General features: G+C 56.0%; 25 protein-coding genes. 23 read left to right on the top strand and 2 right to left on the bottom strand.

The window, feature by feature from the left end; all coding sequences use genetic code 11:
• Positions 1–74: 74 nt before the first annotated feature.
• The 10 genes from DSD31_RS04580 to DSD31_RS04535 all read left to right on the top strand — a co-directional run bounded on the left by DSD31_RS04580 (position 75) and on the right by DSD31_RS04535 (position 8,126).
• Positions 75–1,241, top strand: coding sequence for an acyl-CoA dehydrogenase family protein (locus tag DSD31_RS04580; protein ID WP_004867253.1), 1,167 nt, complete (start codon positions 75–77; stop codon positions 1,239–1,241).
• A 19-nt stretch (positions 1,242–1,260) separates the two neighbouring features.
• A complete protein-coding gene (locus DSD31_RS04575; protein WP_004867255.1) occupies positions 1,261–1,605 on the top strand; it encodes a hypothetical protein in 345 nt (114 codons plus the stop codon).
• Positions 1,606–1,608: 3 nt separating this feature from the next.
• Positions 1,609–2,136, top strand: a complete 528-nt coding sequence (locus DSD31_RS04570; protein WP_004867256.1) for a nuclear transport factor 2 family protein — start codon at positions 1,609–1,611, stop codon at positions 2,134–2,136.
• 61 nt (positions 2,137–2,197) lie between these two features.
• Positions 2,198–3,505 (top strand): aromatic ring-hydroxylating oxygenase subunit alpha, encoded by a 1,308-nt coding sequence (locus DSD31_RS04565; RefSeq protein ID WP_113990852.1) that lies wholly within the window; start codon positions 2,198–2,200, stop codon positions 3,503–3,505.
• Positions 3,502–3,981 (top strand): aromatic-ring-hydroxylating dioxygenase subunit beta, encoded by a 480-nt coding sequence (locus DSD31_RS04560; RefSeq protein ID WP_004867261.1) that lies wholly within the window; start codon positions 3,502–3,504, stop codon positions 3,979–3,981. The genes DSD31_RS04565 and DSD31_RS04560 overlap by 4 nt, the downstream gene beginning before the upstream one ends.
• A 7-nt stretch (positions 3,982–3,988) precedes the next feature.
• Positions 3,989–4,729, top strand: a complete 741-nt coding sequence (locus tag DSD31_RS04555) for an SDR family NAD(P)-dependent oxidoreductase (protein ID WP_004867264.1) — start codon at positions 3,989–3,991, stop codon at positions 4,727–4,729.
• A gap of 24 nt (positions 4,730–4,753) precedes the next feature.
• The gene (locus tag DSD31_RS04550; RefSeq protein ID WP_064359182.1) at positions 4,754–5,722 is read left to right on the top strand and encodes a PDR/VanB family oxidoreductase; all 969 of its coding nucleotides are present in this window, start codon (positions 4,754–4,756) and stop codon (positions 5,720–5,722) included.
• Between the two features lie 11 nt (positions 5,723–5,733).
• Positions 5,734–6,228 carry a flavin reductase gene (locus tag DSD31_RS04545; RefSeq protein ID WP_032690848.1) on the top strand — a complete coding sequence of 165 codons (495 nt, stop codon included), beginning with the start codon at positions 5,734–5,736 and terminating at the stop codon, positions 6,226–6,228.
• A gap of 159 nt (positions 6,229–6,387) precedes the next feature.
• Positions 6,388–7,662, top strand: a complete 1,275-nt coding sequence (locus DSD31_RS04540) for an MFS transporter (RefSeq protein ID WP_015585811.1) — start codon at positions 6,388–6,390, stop codon at positions 7,660–7,662.
• Between the two features lie 218 nt (positions 7,663–7,880).
• Positions 7,881–8,126: a hypothetical protein gene (locus DSD31_RS04535; RefSeq protein ID WP_004867273.1), complete on the top strand. Its 246-nt coding sequence runs from the start codon at positions 7,881–7,883 to the stop codon at positions 8,124–8,126.
• 110 nt (positions 8,127–8,236) lie between these two features.
• On the opposite strand, the gene DSD31_RS04530 is transcribed toward DSD31_RS04535, so the two are convergent.
• Positions 8,237–8,710 (bottom strand): Lrp/AsnC family transcriptional regulator, encoded by a 474-nt coding sequence (locus DSD31_RS04530; RefSeq protein WP_004867276.1) that lies wholly within the window; start codon positions 8,708–8,710, stop codon positions 8,237–8,239.
• A 151-nt stretch (positions 8,711–8,861) separates the two neighbouring features.
• Between DSD31_RS04530 and DSD31_RS04525 the strand changes: the two genes are divergently transcribed.
• The 13 genes from DSD31_RS04525 to DSD31_RS04460 all read left to right on the top strand — a co-directional run bounded on the left by DSD31_RS04525 (position 8,862) and on the right by DSD31_RS04460 (position 22,186).
• On the top strand, positions 8,862–9,473 hold the full coding sequence (locus tag DSD31_RS04525; RefSeq protein ID WP_032690846.1) for a LysE family translocator: 612 nt from the start codon (positions 8,862–8,864) through the stop codon (positions 9,471–9,473).
• A 1,063-nt stretch (positions 9,474–10,536) separates the two neighbouring features.
• On the top strand, positions 10,537–11,142 hold the full coding sequence (locus DSD31_RS04515) for a tyrosine-type DNA invertase (RefSeq protein ID WP_015585808.1): 606 nt from the start codon (positions 10,537–10,539) through the stop codon (positions 11,140–11,142).
• Positions 11,143–11,680: 538 nt separating this feature from the next.
• Complete coding sequence (gene fimE, locus DSD31_RS04510; RefSeq protein WP_004867283.1) at positions 11,681–12,277, top strand: type 1 fimbria switch DNA invertase FimE; 597 nt, start codon at positions 11,681–11,683, stop codon at positions 12,275–12,277.
• A gap of 495 nt (positions 12,278–12,772) precedes the next feature.
• Positions 12,773–13,321 carry a type 1 fimbrial major subunit FimA gene (gene fimA, locus DSD31_RS04505; protein ID WP_004867288.1) on the top strand — a complete coding sequence of 183 codons (549 nt, stop codon included), beginning with the start codon at positions 12,773–12,775 and terminating at the stop codon, positions 13,319–13,321.
• Positions 13,322–13,393: 72 nt separating this feature from the next.
• Positions 13,394–13,933 (top strand): type 1 fimbrial minor subunit FimI, encoded by a 540-nt coding sequence (gene fimI, locus DSD31_RS04500; RefSeq protein WP_032718216.1) that lies wholly within the window; start codon positions 13,394–13,396, stop codon positions 13,931–13,933.
• A 20-nt stretch (positions 13,934–13,953) separates the two neighbouring features.
• A complete protein-coding gene (locus tag DSD31_RS04495; protein WP_103073061.1) occupies positions 13,954–14,694 on the top strand; it encodes a fimbria/pilus periplasmic chaperone in 741 nt (246 codons plus the stop codon).
• A 73-nt stretch (positions 14,695–14,767) separates the two neighbouring features.
• The gene (locus DSD31_RS04490) at positions 14,768–17,395 is read left to right on the top strand and encodes a fimbrial biogenesis usher protein (RefSeq protein ID WP_015585805.1); all 2,628 of its coding nucleotides are present in this window, start codon (positions 14,768–14,770) and stop codon (positions 17,393–17,395) included.
• Between the two features lie 10 nt (positions 17,396–17,405).
• On the top strand, positions 17,406–17,936 hold the full coding sequence (fimF, locus tag DSD31_RS04485) for a type 1 fimbrial adaptor subunit FimF (RefSeq protein WP_015585804.1): 531 nt from the start codon (positions 17,406–17,408) through the stop codon (positions 17,934–17,936).
• Positions 17,937–17,948: 12 nt separating this feature from the next.
• A complete protein-coding gene (fimG, locus tag DSD31_RS04480) occupies positions 17,949–18,452 on the top strand; it encodes a type 1 fimbrial minor subunit FimG (protein WP_048024969.1) in 504 nt (167 codons plus the stop codon).
• Between the two features lie 26 nt (positions 18,453–18,478).
• A complete protein-coding gene (locus DSD31_RS04475; protein ID WP_054829215.1) occupies positions 18,479–19,375 on the top strand; it encodes a fimbrial protein in 897 nt (298 codons plus the stop codon).
• Between the two features lie 28 nt (positions 19,376–19,403).
• Positions 19,404–20,852 carry an EAL domain-containing protein gene (locus DSD31_RS04470; protein WP_113991377.1) on the top strand — a complete coding sequence of 483 codons (1,449 nt, stop codon included), beginning with the start codon at positions 19,404–19,406 and terminating at the stop codon, positions 20,850–20,852.
• Between the two features lie 457 nt (positions 20,853–21,309).
• Positions 21,310–21,762 carry a GNAT family N-acetyltransferase gene (locus tag DSD31_RS04465; protein ID WP_224050117.1) on the top strand — a complete coding sequence of 151 codons (453 nt, stop codon included), beginning with the start codon at positions 21,310–21,312 and terminating at the stop codon, positions 21,760–21,762.
• A gap of 166 nt (positions 21,763–21,928) precedes the next feature.
• Positions 21,929–22,186, top strand: coding sequence for a hypothetical protein (locus DSD31_RS04460; RefSeq protein ID WP_113990850.1), 258 nt, complete (start codon positions 21,929–21,931; stop codon positions 22,184–22,186).
• A gap of 74 nt (positions 22,187–22,260) precedes the next feature.
• Here the strand turns inward: DSD31_RS04460 and alaE are convergent, their stop codons facing one another.
• The gene (gene alaE / locus DSD31_RS04455) at positions 22,261–22,722 is read right to left on the bottom strand and encodes an L-alanine exporter AlaE (RefSeq protein WP_113990849.1); all 462 of its coding nucleotides are present in this window, start codon (positions 22,720–22,722) and stop codon (positions 22,261–22,263) included.
• Positions 22,723–23,089 lie beyond the last annotated feature (367 nt).

Raw genomic sequence — 23,089 nt, 5'->3', positions numbered from 1 at the left:
CGCCAGCGCACCGATAATCAGAAACATGACGGACATAAATATTTATTCTATTTAACTGGAAGAGGCTCAGTCGTATGTTAAACCCATCTGCAACGCTGCGTGCGGAAAAGACCCCGTACGCCAGTAATAGTGAATTCAGCGAATTGCTCGACGAATTAAAAAAGCGCAGCGAGGAGTTCGAACAACAACGCTATATCTCTGACGATATTATTTCGCGTTTTAAACAGGCTGGTGTTTATCGTGCGCTGGTGCCCACGCAATATGGCGGCGATGAAATCTCGCCAGCCGAATTCTGTCAGCTGATTGAGACCATCGCCACCGCCGACGGTTCCGCCGGATGGGTCGCCAGCTTTGGCATGAATCCCTTCTACCTCGGCGGCCTGCCACTCAGTACGCTGGATGAGATCTATCGCCACGGCCCGGACGTGGTGTTTGCCGGCGGTATTTTTCCCCCGCAGAAAGCCATCGCTCAGGACGGCGGTTTTCAGGTCAGCGGGCGCTGGAGCTTCGCCAGCGGCTGTACCGGAGCCGAACTGATTGGCGTCGGTATTCTGCCGGACGACGGCTCCGCTCGTCCGCTGCCGCGTATCGCGGTGCTCCCCGCCGATCGCTTCACCATCGATCCGGTGTGGAATACCGTGGGTCTGGCGGGGACCGGCAGTCATGACGTGGTGCTCAAGGAGGCGTTTGTCCCCCAGGAGTGGACCTTTATCCGCGGCGGCGAACTCAGTCTCGAGGGCGCGCTCTACCGCTACCCGGTGCTGTCGCTGGCGACGCAGGTGCTCTCAGTGGTGGCGCTGGGCATCGCCCGCGCCGCGCTGGCCGAAATCTATGCCATCGCCGAACGCCAGAGTTCGGTCACCGGCGCCCCCTGTCTGGCCGATCGCCAGTTTGCGCAGATGGATATTGCCCATTGTGAAGCGGAGCTGCGCTCGGCCCGCTGCTGGTTTTACGATGCCATCGACGATGTCTGGCAGGTCATTTTACGCGGCGATGAACCCGATGCCGGGATGATCAACGCCCTGCGTCTGTCATCGACGCACGTTACCCGCGTCTCTTCATCGGTGACCACCCGCGCGCTCAGGCTGGCCGGAATGCCCGGTATTACCATGCGCAGCCCGCTCCAGCGCTACGCCCGCGACACGATGGTCATCACTCAGCACGCCTTTATGGGCGAGCTGACCTATATCAACGCCGGAAATATGTTCTTCGGCCACCCGCCGCTGCCCGGCTATTTATAACCCTTTAAGGAGTATGACGATGATCCGCGTTCTGTTTTGTATTGGCGTAAATCAAAACTTTTTCGATGCCCCCCCGGAGGTCGGCAAACAGGTCTGGGCCGCGTTTGGCGAGATGATGAAAGGTATCGAACGCACTGACGGCATTCAGGTTATCGGCAATATGGATGACGATCGGGTAATGGTCGGGCCTTCTACCGGCTGGCCGTGGACCACCTACGTCCTCGCCGATGCGCATGATTTTGACGCCGTCACCGCCGCCTGCAATCTGTTCCGCAGCATTCAGGTCGGCCCGGGACCAGACCGGCTGTGGAAATATTGCAAAGTTGAAGCTCGTACCGGGCGCGAATTAATTATTCAGGCGTAACTTATGAATCTGGAAAAGTGTCTGCAGCGTCTGGATAAACTCGAAGCGGCCAATCAGATTCGCAACCTGATGAGTCAATATATGCATTTATGTGACGATTTATCTTATCCGGATATCGCGCAGGAAATTGCTGACTTATTTTGTGAAGATGCTATCTGGGAAGGTCTCGGCAGTTTATACCAAAACAAACTGGGACGTTATTCCGGGCGAAAAAACATTGCCCAAATGATGGCCCGTTATATTAGCGAGCCCGCACACTTTGCCATCAACGTTCATTATTTAACGTCCGAATATATTGATATTGGCGCAGAGAATGAGGCTATCGGGCGCTGGAAAATGTTACAGGTTTCCACCTTTCGCGCCGGAGGGTCGCATCTCAACAGCGCAGAACTGGTGATTCGCTTTAAAAAAGCAGGCGAGCGCTGGCTCATAGACCATTTCACCACCCGTAACTTATTGAGTCGTCCGGTGGATTACTGGCACTCGCCGGTGGATTTACCCGTACCCGACACTACGCGGTCCCCGGAATGATTCCGCGGGCAGCCGATGCCTCTGCCCGCAGAAACATCACCGAGACTCAGGAGATTAAGCAATGTCTGAATGTATTCCGGTAAAAAATATTGAGAGCGGCTACGACGCCGCCACGCTGGGCGCCCTGGTACAGTCCGACCGGGTTCATACCTCGCTGTACACCTCCGGCGACATTTTCGCCCTTGAGATCGAGAAGATTTTTAACCAGACCTGGGTCTGGGTCGGACACGAAAGTGAAATCCCGGACGCGGGCAGCTTTAAGTCCTCTATGGTCGGAACGCAGCCGGTCATCGTGGTACGCGATCGCAAAGGCAACATCAACGTCCTGCTGAACCGCTGTCGCCACCGCGCCGCCACCGTTTGCGAACACCGCAGCGGCAAAACCAACAGCTTTGTCTGCCCCTATCACGGCTGGGGTTACGGCCTCGACGGCGCCCTGCGCGGCGTACCGCATCCGGAAAGCTACGGCGATACCCTGGATAAAGCGCAGCTCGGCATGGTGCGTCTGCGCAGCGAAAGCTACGCGGGAATGATTTTCGCCACCTTCAACCAGCAGATGGAACCGCTGACCGACTTCCTCGGACCGGCCATGAAATGGATGGATCTGTTTATGAAACAGGGGGCGGGCTACCCGCTGCAGGCGACCACCGCCCACCGCTTCCGCTTCCCCGGCAACTGGAAGATTCAGCTGGAAAATACCACCGATGGCTATCACTTTCCCATCGTACATAAGTCCTTTCTGAGCTCCGTCGATAAGCAAACGGAAGAGATGCTCAACTTCGTTGACGGCAAAGGTTTTGTCGAAGATCTCGGAAACGGCCACAGCGTGATGGTGATGATCCCGGAACTGATTGACCTTGAAGAGAATCTCGATGCGCCGGTGCCGGATCGCTTCCTTGAACTGGCTCAGGCGCTGCGAGAAGAGGGCCACGAAGAGCAGCAGGTGCGCCGCATCGTCCGCGCCGTGGGCGGCAGCGGCTTCAACCTGAACCTGTTCCCCAACGTTGCCTGCTCGATGGCGTTCTTCCGCGTGCTGCAACCCGTCTCAGTGCAGGAGACCGAAATCCACCACGTGGTGCTGACGATGAAAGATGGCCCGGCGATTGCCAACCAGGCGCGTCTGCGGATGCATGAACACTTCCAGGGCCCGATGGGCTTTGGCACGCCGGATGATTCTGAAGCCTGGGAGCGCGTCCAGCGCGGCGGCGGCGCGGGCAACGATCTGTGGATCATGCTCAATCGCGGCCTGCCGGGAGAGACGCGCACCGCCGATGGACTGCGCAGCGACGTCAGCGCCGAAACCGGCATGCGTGCCGCCTATCAGCAGTGGAAAAAGTACATGACCGCAGAAAACCGGGGGCAAAAATGAGCGCACAACAGACTTTAACCGCCGCCATTCACTTTATTAATCAAGAGGCGGACCTGCTCGACCAGGGCGAATTCCACGAGTGGCTGACGCTGTGGCAGCCGCAGGGGATGTACATCATTCCTGTCGATCGGCAGACGACCGATTTCGCCAACGCGCTGAATTACGCCTATGACAACCAGGCCATGCGCGAGAAGCGCGTCCATCGTCTGTACAGCGGCGAGTCGATCTCGACGACGCCGCGCGCACGCACCATCCGCATGATCGGCCGCCACCGCCTGATCGAGGCCAGCGACCAGCGTGTCGAGATCCGCTGCGCCCAGTTTCTGTATGAGTACCGCAAAGGCAAAGAACACCATTACGTCGCCGACCTGAGCTACACCCTGGTGCCGCAGGGCGAGCGCTTTCTTATCGCGCAGAAGGTCGTCCGGCTGATTAACGCCGACGATTATCTGCATAGCATTGGCTACATCCTGTGAGGCTGCAATGACAAGAACCGTACTCGTAACCGGCGCCGGCAGCGGCCTCGGGCTGACGATTAGCCGCCATCTGTGGCAGCTGGGTTATCAGGTGGCGATGGCGGATATCGCCATCGACATCGCGTGCGAGGGGGCCCGGCAGATCGATGCCGATCGACGGCGGCTGCTGCCCCTGGCGCTGGATATCCGCGAACCCGAACACTTTCACGCTGCGCTGGCGCAGATCGACGAACGATTTGGCGGGCTGGATGTGCTGGTGAACAACGCGGCGCTCACGCTGACCACGCCGATCATGGAGATCTCCGTTGAGGAGTTCGATCGCGTCACCAGCACCAACCTGCGGGGCACCTTTCTCGGCTGTCAGATTGTTGGCCGTTATTTTAGTCAACGCCGACAGGGCAACATTATCAATCTCGCCTCGCTGGCGGGACAAAACGGCGGCACCGCCTCCGGCGCCCATTATGCAGCCTCGAAAGGCGGCATTCTGACGCTGACGAAAGTGTTTGCCCGCGCGTTGAGCGCCGCCGGAGTCAGCGTCAACGCCATAGCCCCCGGCCCGCTCGATTTACCGTCCGTTCATGCGGCGGTAGCGGAAGAAAAAATGCCGGCGCTGCTGGAGATGATCCCGATGAAACGCCTGGGCGATCCGCTGCTGGTCGCCCGCGCGGTAGAGCTGCTGGCCGACCCGTCCGCCACCTTTATCACCGGGGCGACCTGGGATATCAACGGCGGCATCTATATGCGTTAAGCCCTGTCAGGGTGGAGAAGAAAGATGGCTGAAACACTGACCGTACGCGTCGCAGAACGCGAAATCCAGGGCGCCGATGTGGTGGTCCTGACCCTGGCTTCGCTGGACGGCGCTCCCCTGCCGCCGTTTAGCGCCGGGGCGCATATCGATCTCTATCTCGAGGAGGGGATCGTTCGCCAGTATTCACTGTGCGGCAGCCCTCATCATCCGCAGCAGTATCGCCTGGGCATTCTCAAGGATCGGACATCGCGCGGAGGATCGCTGTCGGCGCATCGGCTCCAGGTCGGCGCCACGGTGACGATCGGCACGCCGCGCAATCTGTTTGCGCTTGAGATGGATGCCAGCCACAGCCTGCTGATTGGCGGCGGGATCGGGATTACGCCGATGCTGGCGATGGCGGATACGCTGTTCCGCGCCGGAAAATCTTTCGCTATCCATTATTGCGGGCGGCGCCGCGACGGGATGGCCTTTTTGCACGAGCTGGCGGATTGCCCTTTTAGCGACCGCGTCCATCTGCACATCAGCGAGGAAGGAGAAAAAATCCGCCCTCACGAAGTGCTGGCCCCGCACCGCGCCGCCGCTCACGTCTACGTCTGCGGCCCGGAAGGGTTTATGGACGGGATAGCCGATGCGGCGCGCGGCTGCGGTTATCCGCCCGAACAACTGCATCAGGAGTTTTTTAACCGGGAAGTGGAAACCGGCGGCGCCAGCTTTACCGTCGAGGTCCCCGAGCTGGGCCTCACCGTTGCCGTCGGGGAGAACGAAACCATTGTCGCCGCGCTGAAAAATGCGGGGATCAAGGTCAAAGTCTCCTGCGAACAGGGGGTCTGCGGAACCTGCCTCGCCAATGTGTGCAGCGGCGTGCCGGATCACCGCGATGAGTATTTAACCGATGAAGAACGCGAAGATAACGACCAGATCCTGCTGTGCTGTTCGCGGGCCAAAACGCCCCGGTTGGTTATCGAAAGCTTCGAATACGTCAAACTGAAATAACGGATACCGCTATGAACCTGACATCTGATTTCCGTAACGCCATGGCACAACTGGGCAGCGCTATCACGATCATCACCACCGATGGTCCGGCAGGCCGCTTTGGCTTTACCGCCTCCGCCGTATGCAGCGTCACCGATTCGCCCCCCACGCTGCTGGTCTGTATGAACCGTTCTTCTTTCGCCCATGGCAAATTTAAAGAGAACGGCGTGCTGTGCGTGAACGTGCTCTCCGGTCAGCATCAAAACCTGTCCGCCATCTTTGCCAATAGCCAGCTGCGTTCGGAAGAGCGTTTTTTACACGACCAGTGGCTGACGCTGGAAACCGGCTCACCGGTGCTGGCGACGGCCGTCGCCAACGTCGACTGCACCATTTCTACCAGCCATGAAGTGGGCAGTCACAGCGTGTTTTATTGCGAGGTCAGACAGATTCGTCATCACCAGGCCGGCGACGGGCTGGTGTGGTTCAACCGCCAGTTCCATACCCTTAGCGCGCAGCCGTACCGCTAAGGTTCACCCTAACGAAAAATACCCTATCGCATAATGCCGCCCTCATACGCTTCGGGTTGCATCATGGCGTCAGCTCTTCGGCGCCCTCTTTTCACCTGTACTGGAGTAGATGTGATGTCTGGAACTGCAAGCGATACGCCGGTTAGCACTCCCCAATCAATGCGCAAATTGATTATCGGCTCTTTTCTGGGTAACTCCCTGGAATGGTATGACTTTTTTCTTTACGGTACGGCGGCGGCGCTGGTCTTCGGCCCCCTGTTCTTTCCGGCAACCGATGATCCGCTGCTCGGGGCCTTTCTGGCCTTTTCCGGTTTTGCCATCGGCTTTATCGCCAGGCCGCTGGGCGGCATTGCCTTTGGTCATCTCGGGGATAAATACAGCCGTAAAATGACCCTGATTATCACCCTGACGTTAATGGGCGCCAGTACCTTTCTGATTGGTCTGCTGCCAACCTATGAACACATCGGTATTCTGGCGCCAGTCGCCCTGATAACCCTGCGTTTTATCCAGGGCGTCGCCTCCGGCGGCGAATGGGGCGGCGGCGTCCTGATGCTGAGTGAGAATGCCCCGGCGCAACAAAAAGGCTACTACACCGCCTGGAGCCAGGTGGGGGTCTCCGGCGGATTTGTACTCTCTTCGCTGGCTTTTTATCTGGTGCAGCTGCTGCCGCAGGAAGATGTGCTGGCCTGGGCGTGGCGCATCCCTTTCCTGCTGAGCCTGTTTATCTTTCTGGTCGGCGTCTATATCCGGCGCAACATTGAGGAAAATGCCGAGTTTGTCGCCCGAAAACATGCCTCCGGGGAGAGGGAGGTGCAGCTGCCGGTGCTCAGCGCCTTTAAACATCACCCGAAAGCGATCTTGCAGGCCATTGGTCTGCGGCTGGCGGAAAACGGCGCGGTCTACATCTTTTTCACCTTTTCCGTAGTCTATTGCAAACATATCGGCATTGAGACCAGCCAGGTGATTGCCGCCGTGACCCTTGCCATGACGGTGGAGATCGCCACGATTCTCGGCTGGGGCTGGCTGTCGGACCGTATCGGCAGGAAAACGCTCTACTATATTGGCGTGACCGGCATGGCGCTGGTCGCCTTCCCGTTCTTCTGGCTGCTACAAATGCATAGCTTCCCGGCGATTCTGCTGGCGATGCTGCTGGCGCTGCCGGTATGTCACGGGGCGATGATCGCCGCCCAGCCGTGCATGATGGTGGAGCTGTTTCCAGTTGAAGTGCGCTATACCGGTCTGGCGCTGGGCCACGAGATTGGCGCCGTTATCTCCGGCGGGATAAGCCCGATGCTGGCGGTCGCATTTTTAATGAAATGGGACAGCTACGTCCCGGTGGCGCTGATGCTGCTGGCCTTTGCACTGCTGGCCCTGGTGGCGCTGTTCAGCATTCGTCATCCCGCGACGCCGCGCCAGCAGCAGCCGGCGCTGTAAATCCCTTCGGATCGGTCCGCAGGGATGCGCGCCGCTCCGGCAACCAGAACCACCGGCTGAGGCGATTGCCTGCCGCCGCTCTGATAAATTTAATTTTAAACAAAACAATGAATAAACAGGCACTTATTGCCGAGAAATAAAAAATATTTCCACGCCACAATAACGCTTAATTATTATTCATATATCAGTATGTTTGGTTTATCAGAAAGGCAATATTTATGAAAAAACTCCTTCTCGCTTTGGTTACCGCAGCGCTGTTGCTGCCGAGCCTCTCGGCTAACGCGACTTACCGCAGTGATAACCGCCAGGACGCACGCGATACCCGCCAGGATTCACGCCAGGGCGGACGCGATGCCAAACAGCAGTGCGTCAGAGACAATAATCAAAGCAACGCCAGCTGCCGCCAGGATAAACGCGATAACCGTCGCGATGGCCGCCAGGATGCGCGCGACGAAAAATGGTAAGTTAAGCGCGCACGGGCAGGCGTGGCTACCGCGCCCGCCTTCCCCCGCGCCTTGAGATTCAGCACAACGCCTCCCCTGTTATCAGAAATGCCGGCCTGCCTCGGGGCGAATCAGCGCGTCAGGTTTAAGCTTTCCAACGGAAAGGGACGATCCTGCACCACGGTTTTCATCACCAGCGTCGAGCGCAAATGCTGCACCCCGGGCATCGCCGAGAGCTTGTCATCATAGAGTTTTTGAAACGCCGGGAGATCCCGGGTGACCACGTGCATCAGGTAGTCCGGATCGCCAAACAGCCGCTGGGCCAGCACGATCTGAGGGATCTCTTCAACCGCCTCTTCAAACGCGCTCACCGCTTTTTTATCACCCTCTTTTAAGGTCGCAAACACGATGGCCAGGAAATTAAAGCCCATTTTCAGGGGATCGAGGTTGGCCCGATAGCCGGTGATAACCCCTTCCTGCTCTAAAGCCCGCAGCCGTCGATGACAGGGAGAGAGGCTCAAATTGACCCGTTCAGCCAGCTCGGTAATCGACAGACGACCATCGGATTGCAGCTCAGCAATAATTTTTCGATCTATGCTATCCATTTGGAAGATTTTCTCTTAAACAGGGGGTTTTCAGCATAACATTGAAAACTTATTTCCCGTAAATCCCGATATTCTTTTCCTCTACAGAATACGGATACCGACGGGGGATCGTTATGCGCAATACCTTGAAACACGGTGGAGAGAGCCGGTCATGGAGATGAGTTTTATCGCCGGGTTCTGGGTTGTCTCTTTCCTGCTGATCATCACACCCGGTGCCGACTGGGCCTATACCATTAGCGCCGGCATCCACGGACAACGGGTGCTTCCCGCGGTGATCGGACTGATGTCCGGGCATCTGCTGGCGGCCATTATCGTGATCGCCGGGATCGGCGTGGCCGTTACCGGTCACCCGCTGGTGCTATCGCTGATCACGCTGCTGGGCGCAGCCTATCTGCTGTGGCTGGGGATCGCGATTTTGCGTCACCCCACCACGCCTGACGCCGCAACGCAGCAGGCCGGAAGCTGGAACCGTTGGGCGCTAAAAGGGTTATGTATTAGCGGGCTGAATCCAAAAGTCTTTCTCTTATTCCTCGCCCTGCTGCCACAATTTACCGATCCTGAAGGACGCTGGCCGGTTGCACTGCAAATGTCGGCCCTGGGAAGCATTCATCTGTTGACCTGCACGCTGATCTATTTTCTGGTTGGCTACGGGTCAAAAAGGCTATTAACCCACCGGCCGGAGGTGGCAAGAAGAGTCAGCATGACCTCCGGAGCGATGATGGTGGCGATAGCCATCCTGCTATTCTACAGCCAGCTGAAATAACGCTGCAGACGCGGGATGAACAAAATAGATTCACACCGGTTTAAGTTATTTGTGCCCTCTCGACAGGGGGCCATCGCCCTGTCTGCATATTTCGCGGCAAGGGTTTGAATCTATTCGCCGTGAAAAACCCCCTTTCTCTGTGATACCGGGGAAAGACTCCAGATAACTCCAGTAATCTTCATAAAATTCCAAAACTGCATCTTAACAAACAACAGGATAGCCAGAACCCTCAAGCGAAAAGCGTCAAATAACTCCAGTCCCCCCTCTGACCGCCACCATTTTCGCGCGCTACGCATACGAAATCGCCCTCCGGCCCTTAGCCGAAATTAAGTCCCGCGCTGAGAGGAGGCTTGTGCCGCCGGGCTTATTATTACTATTCTCGAACATAATTTTGCAGTATGGTTTAATCATTGTTGTAGTGATGCAGTGAATGCTACCCAGGCGAGTATATCGTTCTTCGCGTTCTGCGAAGCGCTTCGTGGAATATTCACCAGGCCAGAGCCGGATTCACTTTTGTAAGGAATGGCGGCAGGTTAACGGGCATTTAATTATTAGCAGACCAGACACAAAAATCCTTCAACCTGCGCCGAGGCGACAAGGGAGAACCCGGAGATGATTTATCCATCCCCGTCCACAAAGAGATCCGCCAGTCGTGATATCTCATGGCAGAGCGGCATGTATCAGGATGTCGATATTCGTTGGGCTAGCGCCAGAGCGATGCCCTGCGCCCCTGTATCACCGGCGTGTGCAACCAGGAGGAATGAAGGATGATCGGGACATGCTCCCCCCCAGGAACAGCGTCATTGTTTAACCCAAAAAGATTTAATCCATTGTATTCCATGAAGTCATTCGTTCCAGAGCATGGAGATACTTCATGATTCAACTAAATACCCGCCTTCTGATGACCCGGTTCAGCTTGATACAAGCTGGAGTACGTGACACGTTTTAAAAGTGCCTGGCGCGATGGCGAAATATAAGCGAAAAAATGTTCAATCGGACAACAAAGCTGGCCTGACGACAACGAATAGTTCGTAATATACGCCTGCAATTAAAAGGGAATATAATGAAGAATAATGCCGATATCAAAAAAAGGAACTTCCTTACTCAGAATGAGATTGAATCGCTTCTTAAAGCGGCGAACACCGGAGCACATGCTGCCCGAAACTATTGCCTGACATTACTCTGTTTTATTCATGGGTTTCGCGCCAGTGAAATTTGCCGCCTGCAAATATCCGATATTGACTTGCGCTCTAAGTGTATTTATATCCATCGTCTTAAAAAAGGATTTTCCACTACCCATCCTTTACTCAATAAAGAAATTCAGGCACTGAAAAACTGGCTGGATATTCGAAAAACCTATCCGCATGCCGACAGTGAATGGCTGTTTTTATCGCGTAAAGGCAATCCGCTTTCCCGCCAGCAGTTTTACCAGATAATATCCTCCTCCGGAGGCACCGCCGGATTAACGATTGAAATTCATCCCCATATGCTTCGCCATTCATGCGGATTTGCGCTGGCGAATATGGGTATCGATACCCGCCTTATTCAGGACTACCTTGGCCACCGAAATATCCGCCATACCGTCTGGTACACCGCGAGCAACGCCGGGCGTTTTTACGGCATCTGGGACAATGTAAAAGAGAAGCAGCGTAACAGCATTTTGCAATGACGGTCCGGGCGTCAAAAGGAGTTGACGCCTGATACTCTCGATGGCGTTAAAATGAACAACGATCGCTGAAAACATTAATAAATATTAACCATGCGTTAATTACGATTATTGTTCCCGCAAGTTCTTATTTCATACATAATACGGTTCCTGCTGAAACCCTTGTAAATACTCAGGATTTCAATTCGTTATTTATTGTCAGGTTAAACCATTCAGCATTATATTTTCCGTCCAAAGCCAGCTTCTCATTCACTTTTTTTCCTCGTAATTTGATGTACCTGGCAAGAAGCCTTGCTGTCACTATTGTGATATGCCATAAAATCTATAAAAATAAGAATTGTCGTGTAGCTATATTTTAACGATGTGTGAATGTAATGTGACCATCTATTTTTACAGCTTCAACATCATGGCAACGTGAAGAATGAACTGTATATGTACCTTTATATAATACGCCTTTAACACTGCGGATTATTTTTTAACCGTCCTGATAATTGCTTCAGGACGCTGTCTTCGTGCAAATTAATTTCAGGAGCATTGTATTGTGAATCGACGTCGTTTTCTTACCGCCAAAGAAGTTCAGGCAATGATGCAGGCGGCACGGCAGGGTCCAACCGGAGAGCGGGATTATTGCCTTATCCTGCTGGCCTTTCGTCACGGGATGCGCATCAGCGAACTGCTCGATCTGCACTATCGCGATCTTGACCTCAATGAGGGCCGCATCAACGTCCGTCGGTTGAAGAATGGATTTTCGACCATCCACCCGCTGCGATTCGACGAGCTGGAAGCTATTGCGCGCTGGACCCAGGTTCGCGCCGGCTGGAAAGCGGCACAAAAAACCAATGCGATTTTTATTTCCCGCCGCGGCACTCAGCTTTCCCGCCAGCAGGCCTATCGGATTATTCGTAGCGCCGGCGAAGAGGCCGGAACCGCTACCCACACTCACCCGCATATGCTGCGCCATGCCTGCGGCTATGAACTTGCGGAAAGAGGGACAGATACCCGTTTAATTCAGGATTATCTGGGTCATCGCAATATTCGACATACAGTGCGTTATACCGCCAGCAATGCCGCGCGTTTCGCAGGATTATGGGAAAGAAATAATCTGCTTGAAGAAAATTCTCATGGTTCGAAGAAATGATTTATTCATTTGATAAATAAGGATAAATTTAAAAATGAACAAGTCAATTGGGGCCAAACTGTTTATATCATAAAAATGTTTTGCAATCTTTTGCAACTGGCAAGTACATATATTCTCACGAATTAAATTCATCCGATTGATTACTATCATATTTTACCCTTAAGAAACTTTACTTATCTCTTCATCCTTTCCGCTTACCCGTCATCTCATCCGCCCTGACCTCGCCCGATGACCGACCTTCTTCAAAACAAAAAAACAGAAAATAAAACCAATAAACAATAAATAAAAAGAATAATAACCTAACAACAATCTAAAAAAACCAAAAAACAAGGCGTTTATCTCAATGAGTCAAAATGGCCCCAATTGACTCATCAGTTGGGCGAAAACTGCGCAGAGCCGGCAGTCGAACCATTCGGCTGATACATGGAATGCCTGGAAGGCACGACGACTGCCAATTTCGGTTCGTAATATCGACATTGTTTAAAGGAAAACAGCATGAAAATCAAAACACTGGCTATCGTTGTTCTGTCAGCCCTGTCTCTGAGTTCCGCGGCGGCCCTGGCTGACACCACCACGGTTAATGGCGGCACAGTGCATTTTAAAGGGGAAGTGGTCAACGCGGCCTGTGCCGTTGATGCTGGCTCTATCGATCAGACCGTTCAACTGGGCCAGGTTCGTTCAGCCAAACTCGCTACTGCAGGCAGCACCAGCTCTGCGGTCGGTTTTAACATCCAGCTGGATGATTGCGATACTACCGTCGCAACCAAAGCTTCCGTTGCATTCTCCGGTACTGCCGTAGACAGCAGCAACACCACCGTTCTGGCACTGCAGAACTCTGCAGCCGGTGGCGCGACGAACGTTGGCGTACAGATCCTCGACAGCACCGGTACTCCGCTGGCGCTGGACGGCGCAACCTTCGGTGCAGCAACCACGCTGAACGACGGCACCAACATCATTCCTTTCCAGGCTCGCTACTACGCGACTGGCGCGGCAACCGCAGGTACTGCTAACGCCGACGCAACCTTCAAAGTGCAGTACGAATAATTCACTCATCACGCAAGGACGCTGCTCGGGCCAGGATGGCCCGTTATCCACAACAGGACTGGGGTGATAACGATGCAAGGAATGAAATCTGGCCTGCTGTTTTTTTTACTGTCGCCGCTCGCGCTGGCCGGAAACCAGTGGAATGTGACGTTACCCGGCGGAAATATGCGCTTTCAGGGCGTCATTATTGCCGAATCCTGCCGCGTTGAAGCAGGAGACCAGCAGTTGACGGTCAACATGGGACAGATCAGCAGCAATCGGTTTCATTCGCCAGGGGAAGATACTGACCCTGTTCCTTTCGATATTCATCTCCAGGATTGCAGCACCGCCGTCAGTCAACGGGTTGGTGTCGCCTTTCATGGCGTCGCTGATGGCAAAAATCCGGACGTGCTCTCGGTTGGCGAAGGCCCCGGCATCGCAACCGGTATCGGCGTCGCGCTGTTCGACAAAGAAGATCGCCTGATTCCGCTCAACAGCCCACCGGGCGCCTGGTCACGACTGTATACCGGCCCCACCACGCTCCATTTTGTCGCTAAATATCGGGCGACCGGACATCAGGTTACCGGCGGAGCCGCAAATGCTCAGGCCTGGTTCTCTCTGACCTATCAGTAATTAACCAGCAGGCATACCGGATGCAGGACATAACGGCGAGTATAAAAGGGGAAAACGTGAGAAAAACACTGGGGATGACACGCTGCTTACTGGCGGGCTTATTGATGATAGCGACCGCCGGTTTTGCTGCGCGTTCCGAAGCGGGCGTGGCGCTGGGAGCCACCCGCGTTATTTATCCCGCCGGACAAAAGCAGGTTCAGCTGGCGGTGACCAACAATGACGACAACAGCACCTATCTGATTCAGTCGTGGGTCGAAAACGCCGACGGACAAAAAGACGGGCGCTTTGTGATCACCCCACCGCTGTTCGCTATGCAGGGCAAAAAAGAGAATACGCTGCGCATAATCGATGCGACCAACGACAAGCTGCCGCAGGATCGGGAAAGTTTGTTCTGGATGAACGTGAAAGCCATCCCCTCCATGGATAAATCAAAGCTTAGCGATAACACGCTGCAGCTGGCGATTATCAGCCGCATCAAGCTCTATTACCGCCCGGGGAAACTCGCGCTGTCGCCGGATCAGGCGGCAGAGAAGCTGACATTTCGCCGTAGCGCCAACACGTTGACGCTGATCAATCCCACGCCCTACTACCTGACGGTGACCGAACTCAATGCCGGCACCCGGGTGCTGGAAAATGCGCTGGTTCCGCCGATGGGGGAAGCCTCGGTAAAAATCCCGTCCGACGCCGGACGCGACATCACCTACCGGACGATTAACGACTACGGCGCACTGACCCCACGGATGAAGGGCGCACTGCAATAACCACGGGGAAATAGCGTTCTCCCCTGAAATATAAAAAGAACTGACAGCCGGGCGACTTCGGACCGGAGGGACTATGTCACATCTGAAATATGGATCGGACCGCCTGGGTGCGCGGCGCCGCGCGTCGGGATCGGCTCGCGTCTTTGCCCGGTTCCCTTTTGCCCTTTTGCTTGCCATGCAGGCTTTTTCCGCGCAGGCGGAACTTTACTTTAACCCGCGTTTCCTCGCCGATGATCCTGCCGCAGTGGCGGATCTGTCGAATTTCGAAAAGGGTCAAGAGGTGCCACCGGGCACCTATCGCGTCGATATCTATCTGAATAACGGCTTTATGACGACTCGCGATGTCACCTTTAAGAGCGGAGAGAACCACCACGGTCTGGCTCCCTGCCTGACCCGCGGCCAGTTGGCCAGCATGGGCGTCAACACCGCCGCCGTGTCCGGTATGAATGCCCTCGCGGCCGATGCCTGCGTGCCGATGGCGGAGATGATCAAAGAGTCGACCAGCCGTTTTGACGTGGGCCAACAGCGCCTGTATCTGACCGTGCCACAGGCTTTTATGGGCAATCGTGCGCGCGGATATATCCCGCCCGAACTGTGGGATGACGGCATCACCGCCGGGCTGCTGAACTACAACTTTACCGGCAACAATGTCCATAACGATATCGGCGGCAGCAGCAACTATGCCTATTTGAATCTGCAAAGTGGCCTCAACCTCGGCGCCTGGCGCCTGCGCGATAACACCACCTGGAGCTACAGCAGCGGCGGCAGTTCATCGAGCAACGAGAATAAGTGGCAGCACGTCAACAGCTGGCTGGAGAGGGATATTGTTCCCCTACGCTCGCGCCTGACGCTCGGCGACAGCTATACCAACGGCGACGTGTTCGATGGCATCAACTTCCGCGGCGCCCAGCTGGCCTCTGACGACAATATGCTGCCGGACAGCCAGAAAGGTTTCGCCCCGGTCATTCACGGGATTGCCCGCGGGACGGCACAGGTCTCGATCAGGCAAAACGGCTATGAGATCTATCAGAGCACGGTGCCGCCGGGACCGTTTACGATCGACGACCTCTATGCCGCCGGGAACGGCGGCGATCTGCAGGTCACCATCAAAGAGACCGACGGTACCCGCCAGGTCTTTACCGTGCCGTGGTCAACGGTGCCGGTGCTGCAGCGTGAGGGCCATTCGCGCTTCGCCCTGACGGCGGGGGAATATCGCAGCGGTAACGACCAGCAGGAGAAGCCGAAATTCTTCCAGGGGACATTGCTGCACGGCCTGGCGGCGGGCTGGACGCTGTACGGCGGCTCCCAGCTTGCCGACCGCTACCGTGCCTTTAACCTCGGCGTCGGCAAAAACATGGGCGAGTTCGGCGCCGTATCGCTGGACGTGACCCAGGCCAACGCCACGTTACCTGATGACAGCAAGCATCAGGGGCAGTCGCTGCGTTTTCTCTATAACAAATCGCTTAACGAAGTCGGCACCAATATTCAGCTGGTCGGCTACCGCTACTCCACGCGGGGCTATTACAGCTTTGCCGATACCACCTATAGCCGGATGAGCGGCTACGACGTCGAGACCCAGGATGGCGTTATCCAGGTGAAGCCTAAATTCACCGACTACTACAACCTCGCCTACAGCAAACGCGGCAAGGTGCAGGTCAGCGTCACCCAGCAGCTGGGACGCACCGCCACGCTCTACCTGAGCGGCAGCCATCAGACCTACTGGTCAACCGGCAAAGCGGACCAGCAGCTGCAGGCCGGACTGAACACTGCGGTTGACGACATCAACTGGACGCTGAGCTACAGCCTGACCAAAAACGCCTGGCAGCAGGGGCGCGACCAGATGCTGGCGGTTAACGTCAATATTCCGTTCAGCCACTGGCTGCGCTCGGACAGCAAATCAGTATGGCGCCATGCCAGCGCCAGCTACAGCATGTCGCACGACCTCGATGGCCGGATGACCAACCTCGCCGGGCTGTACGGCACGCTGCTGGAGGACAATAACCTGAGCTACAGCGTGCAGACCGGCTATGCCGGCGGCGGCAACGGCGGGAGCGGCGGTACCGGATACGCGGCGCTGAACTATCGCGGCGGCTACGGTAACGCCAACGTCGGCTACAGCCGAAGCGATGGCCTGAAACAGCTGTACTACGGCGTAAGCGGCGGCGTGCTTGCCCACGGCAACGGCGTCACCTTGAGCCAGCCGTTGAACGATACGGTGGTGCTGGTTAAGGCCCCGGGGGCCGACAACGTGAAAGTGGAAAACCAGACCGGGGTGCGTACCGACTGGCGTGGCTATGCGGTGTTGCCGTACGCCACCGAATATCGTGAAAACCGCGTGGCGCTGGATACCAACACGCTGGCTGACAACGTCGACCTGGATGATGCGGTGGTCAGCGTGGTGCCCACGCACGGCGCCATCGTGCGCGCAGATTTCAAAGCGCACGTCGGCATGAAGCTGCTGATGACGCTAACCCGTAATGGCAAGCCGGTTCCGTTTGGCGCCATGGTGACCTCAGCCAATAACCAGAGCGGCAGTATCGTGGCCGATAACGGGCAGGTTTATCTGAGCGGTATGCCGCTGGCCGGCAAAGTGCAGGTGACATGGGGTGAAGGCCCCGATGCCAGCTGCGTGGCCGAGTATCAGCTGCCGCAAGAGAGCCAGCAGCAGGCGTTGAGCCAGCTGTCTGCCGTCTGTCGCTAAGGAAGAAATGATGATGACCAAATCGCTGTATCTGCTGGGAGCCGTGCTGTCGCTGGCCATCGCCAACGCTTTCGCGGCCGACAGTACCATTACCATCAGCGGATATGTCCGGGATAACGCCTGCGCGGTGGCGGGTGAGTCAAAAGACTTTACCGTCGACCTGATGGATAACGCCGCTAAACAGTTCAACACCATCGGCGCGACAACGCCGGTGGTGCCGTTTCGCATCGTGCTGTCGCCCTGCGGCAGCTCGGTGACCGCGGTCAAAGTGGGCTTCATCGGCGTGGCGGATAACGACAACACCAGCTTACTGAAGCTGGACAGCGGCGCGTCGGCCGCGGCGGGCATGGGGGTGCAGATTCTCAATGGTCAGCAGACGATGCTGCCGCTGAACGCCCCCTCAACGGCGATCGCCTGGACGACGCTGACGCCCGGGCAGACCAATACCCTGAACTTTTATGCGCGGTTGATGGCCACCCAGGTGCCGGTTACCGCCGGGCACGTCAACGCGACAGCGACATTCACGCTGGAATTTCAGTAACCGGAGGTTGAGATGAAATGCATTCCCCGAGAATGGCTTCTGGCGGGCGCGCTGGCACTGGCCTGCCCTCCCCTACAGGCGGCCGATATCACGATCACCGTTAACGGCAAAGTGGTCGCCAAACCCTGTACGGTCTCGACCACGAATGCCACCGTCGAGCTCGGCGACCTGTATACCTTCAGTCTGGTCTCGGCAGGCGCCGCTTCGGCCTGGCACGGCGTGTCGCTCGATCTGAGCAACTGCCCCATCGGCACCTCGCGCGTCACCGCCAGCTTTAGCGGTACCGCGGACGCCACCGGGTATTACAAAAACCAGGGTACCGCCGGCAATATCCAGCTGGAGCTGCAGGATGACGGCGGAACCACGTTGAACAACGGCGCCACTAAAGCAGTCCAGGTCGATGACTCAACGCAGTCCGCCCGCTTCCCGCTACAGGTCAGAGCATTGACGGTTAACGGCGGCGCCACCCAGGGAACCATTCAGGCGGTGATTAGCGTCACCTACACCTACGCCTGAATCAGGAGAGTAAGTTGATGAAAAAAATGATGACCCTGTTGACCACGCTGCTGCTGTTGGGCTGGTCGGTTAATGCCTGGTCCTTTGCCTGCAAAACCGCTACCGGGGCGACGATCCCCATCGGCGGCGGCAGCGCGAACGTCTACGTCAACCTGACGCCGGCGGTGAACGTCGGGCAGAACCTGGTGGTCGATCTCTCCACGCAAATCTTCTGCCATAACGACTATCCGCAAACCATTACCGACTACGTGACCCTGCAACGAGGCTCCGCCTATGGCGGGGTGCTGTCGAGTTTTTCCGGCACCGTAAAGTACAACGGTACCTCCTATCCCTTCCCCACCACCACGGAAACCGCGCGGGTCATCTATGATTCAACCACCGATAAACCGTGGCCTACCGTGCTCTATCTGACGCCGGTCAGCACCGCTGGCGGGGTGGCGATCACCTCCGGTTCCCTGATCGCGGTGCTCATTCTTCACCAGACCAACAACTATAACAGCGACTCCTATCAGTTTGTCTGGAACATTTACGCCAACAATGATGTGGTGGTGCCGACCGGCGGCTGCGATGTCTCCGCTCGCGATGTGACGGTAACGCTTCCGGATTATCCTGGCTCAATGGCCGTTCCGGTGACGGTTCATTGCGCGCAAAACCAGAATCTCGGCTACTACCTTTCCGGCACCACCGCCGATACCGCCAATTCGATCTTCAGCAATACCGCTTCGACGTCGGCGGCGCAGGGGATTGGCGTACAGATGACGCGTAACGGCAGCATCGTGCCCGCCAACAGCACGGTGTCGCTGGGTACGGTCGGCACTTCGCCGGTCAATCTGGGGCTCACCGCGACCTATGCGCGAACCACGGGTCAGGTGACGGCAGGTAATGTGCAGTCCATCATTGGGGTGACGTTTGTCTACCAGTAAGGGCTGCGCGACGCAGGCCTCCCCGCCGGTGGACTATATTCTTTCGCCCTGCGCGATAGCCGCCGAGGGGCTGTCTTCCCTGATGGACGACGGCGGCCTGCTGCGGCCCAGGCGCCTGTTCCCTCAGCTTCACGAGGCGCTGTTAATCCCCGATATTGTGACCGTCAGGCGTATCGTGGTTTTTTTACCCGACGATCCGTTCTGGCTGCTGCTCACTCTGCGGCAGGCGGGGCTGCTGCTGAAACACAGCGCCGTTCCGCTGCCGATGCTGATCCTCAGCCGCAGCCCGGCCAACTGGCTGTGGCAGACGCTGTTACATCAGGTCGGCAAGCCGCGCCATCTGGCCAGGGTACGGGCCGTCGCCTCTGATTTACCCTGTCGACAGCTGGCGGCGCTGCTCAGACCCGACGGCGGACAACGCTATCCCCTGCTGGCGCAGCTGGCGTCTCAGGAGATGATTATCTGCGCTAAACCGGCCGCCGGCGTGACCAAACCAGAACTGAGCACCGCGCTGGACTGGCTGCGGGGATTCAGCATCAATCATCAGGCACAACGTCGGGGGCTTAGTCACAAAACCCTCTACACCCAGAGAAGCTCAGGACTGAAAAAGATGGTTGAACATCATCCCCATCTGGCCAACCGTTTTCCCGGTAGCCAGACCAAAGGACAGAAAACGAGCGCGGTTACCGCGCTCTCCGCTTTTGAACGCGAGTTCATCCATGCCATTCACTGCCGGCAAGTGTTTCCTGTGTTTCAGCCCATCACCGATGGCCGCCTGATGTTGCAGGGCATCGAAATGCTGTCACGCTGGCGACGCAATGGCGATGTACTGTTGCCAGCCGAGTTTCTGCCGCAGATACGCTCGGAATATGCCTGGCTGCTGCTCACGGCATTTGTCCTGCAGGAGGCCGTGCAGAATATCAATCAATACCCGGGCGACTATTATTTCGCGGTTAACATCCCGCCGGTCATCGCCAACAACAGCAACATTATCCGGATGATGGAGTCGGCCCGTCAGCAGCTGCAGGAACCGCAGCAGGGTGAGAGGCTGGTACTGGAATTTGCCGAAACTGTCGATCTCAATCGTCACAGTAAAACGGGCGATACGATCGCCCGCTTACAGCAGCAGGGCTTTCGCATCATGCTTGACGACTGCTTTTCGCGCAGCAGCGTCCTGTTTCCGGTCCGCACCGTGCGCTTTAATGAGTACAAGCTGGATATCAGTATCGTCAACGATCTGCAGCGAGATCCCCACGCCCTGGCGCTGATCAAAAGCCTGATCTATTACTGCCAGCTTTCCGGTAGCCGCTGCATTGCCGAAGGGGTCGATAGCCTGGAAAAATTTAATATGCTGAAGGCGTTGGGCATCGATCGCTTTCAGGGCTATCTGATCTCACCGCCGGTCACTGGCGATAATCTGGAGGATCTTATTCAGCGTTTTTCGCCGGGACGCTATCCCACCAGCATTGCCGGGTAAATCCCATCCATTTTCAGCTCCGTCCAGCATGAGAAACCCGACCATCCGGGTCGGGATTCTCCATTAAACTTCAGCCCTGATATCAATTCAGATGGCTATGGCGAATCAGGGGTAAAACCCCTGGCTCCGGGTTCGGCTTCGCGGCGGGACTAACGGGCGTAATCCACCGGCTCTCGATGAGCAGCAGCGGGCCGTTGGCAGCGGGCTGGACTGCTCAGCCGTCTCCATTTCCCAGTCTGGTTACCTGTCAGGCCGTTCAGCTGGTGAGATCGGCGGCACATCTCAAAGAGGCATTTGACGGTAGAGAGGATGAATCTGAGGGTTAGGTTGAGCGAGAAGCGGGCGTAACATCTTCGGGATAGTGTGGGAATGGTGTTGTCCCGTCAACCGTTTCAGGCTGATGTTTTACCTGGCAGCATACTTTATGCTTGTCACATTCATTTTGCAGGATATGAACATGATAACCGTAGAGAAGTCAGATCCATTTTCTTCAGAATCCCATCGCTTAATCGAAATGCTGTCGGCAGAACTTGCCGCTATTACGGGTGATAACGGCAAAAGCAATTTCACCGTTGAAGCAATGTATGAGGACAAAGCCTTATGGGCATTGGCAAAGAATGCTCATGGCGATGCAATAGGATGCGGAGCTATTCGGCCGTTAACGCCAAATATAGCCGAGCTTAAAAGAATGTTCTCAGACCGAAGTGTGCCAGGAGTTGGGAGAGCTTTACTTACTTTTCTGGAAACATCTGCAAAAGAGATGGGATATAGCGAACTTAGACTGGGAACTCGACACATCAACCAACGGGCTGTAAATTTCTACGAGAAATATGGATATATACGCATCGAGAATTACGGCCCCTACATAGGTAGGACAGAAGCCGTCTGTTTCTCAAAAGAATTGCGCTGATTGTATTAATCGGACCTGCAATCCACTCCTGGCACGAAGCGGACGAGCTGACTGGGCTGAAGGTCCCCTGTGAGCAAGCGGCGTACCCGATCTTTTGACATTCCCAACAATGGATGCATGCCGGGATGATTGATTGAACATTTGATTGTTAAACAACGGAGTTTTTATGGCCAGGTGTGTTTTTGCATTTTTTTTTATGTTATCCGCATTTGCGGTAAATGCTGCTGATGGCGGTAATGGTGGTGATGGAGGGAATTTTTCTGATGGAGGAAACGGTTCAGACGGTAGTAATACTGTCTCTACTCCGGGCCGCGCGGGTTGTCCGGGCGGAACCAATCCAGACCGTTCGGGAAAATTTTATCTTCCCGGTACAAAACAGCAATGCAATCCCGGGAAGCAGGATGCAATGAAACGCTCTAAGTAAAAGCGGCTGACCTTATCCTCATTGGGTCAAAGGTGATTCACGGGCAACGTCCCCGCCTGACACAAACCAGCCACTCACTCCCCCAACGACATTGGCTTACTGCCCCCCAGCGGCAGGCCGAATAATTTACGCACCCGGTTAAGAAACGCGCCATAGGGGCGGCCCAGAAAAAGCATCATCAAGGCGGCGCCGAGCGTGCCTCGGACCAGGCCGCCTCCCGAGGCACCGCTGAAAGCAATGATCGATGCATAGAGGGGGACCTGAAAGCTGACGAGAGCAATGCTATCCCATAACAGCCTGGATACCTGACTCTCTCCGGCTCGCTTCATCAACCAGTCCCGCCATATGCCGTAGGGTCTTGCTACCGGAACCATCAGGACCGCCCCTAAAAGACGGGCGTGGAAAATTTGCTCCCACGTCATACCGGCAATCATGCGTTCATTAATGATGCCGGTGGTCGTGAAAAAGAGGATCAGCGCGACGGTATCTGCCAAAAATGCAGTCCGACGCCTGGTCTGTTGCTGGCGCTGAGACAAATGAGATTTCCTGTCGTAGCGGGATGGAGAACACGCGATTTCCTCCCCAAAGAAGCATAAAACTATAGCATACGGTCATTTTCCGGGTCGCAGCCGCACATCGGCGAGATAGCCTGCGGTTCTCATTGCCGGCCTCTTACCCTCTGCCACGGCCGGCGGCGCATCACTGCCGCCCCTCAAATAACGCGCCTGTGACCAGGGGGATGCATATAATCAACCCCATTGACGCTAAGCGCCAGGTAGCAAAGCGCACGCCTTGCCACTGCCCGAACTCACAAGATATCGCACCTTGTCAGGTGGTAAAAAATAATAAAAGTCCCTGACGGACTTCGCACCAGGCCGGTACGACGATGCTGGCCGGAATATT

This window comes from Klebsiella sp. X13, from assembly GCF_003323835.1.
In the GTDB taxonomy this organism is placed as follows: Bacteria; Pseudomonadota; Gammaproteobacteria; order Enterobacterales; family Enterobacteriaceae; genus Klebsiella; species Klebsiella ornithinolytica.
This window is presented reverse-complemented; position numbering and strand designations above follow the sequence as displayed.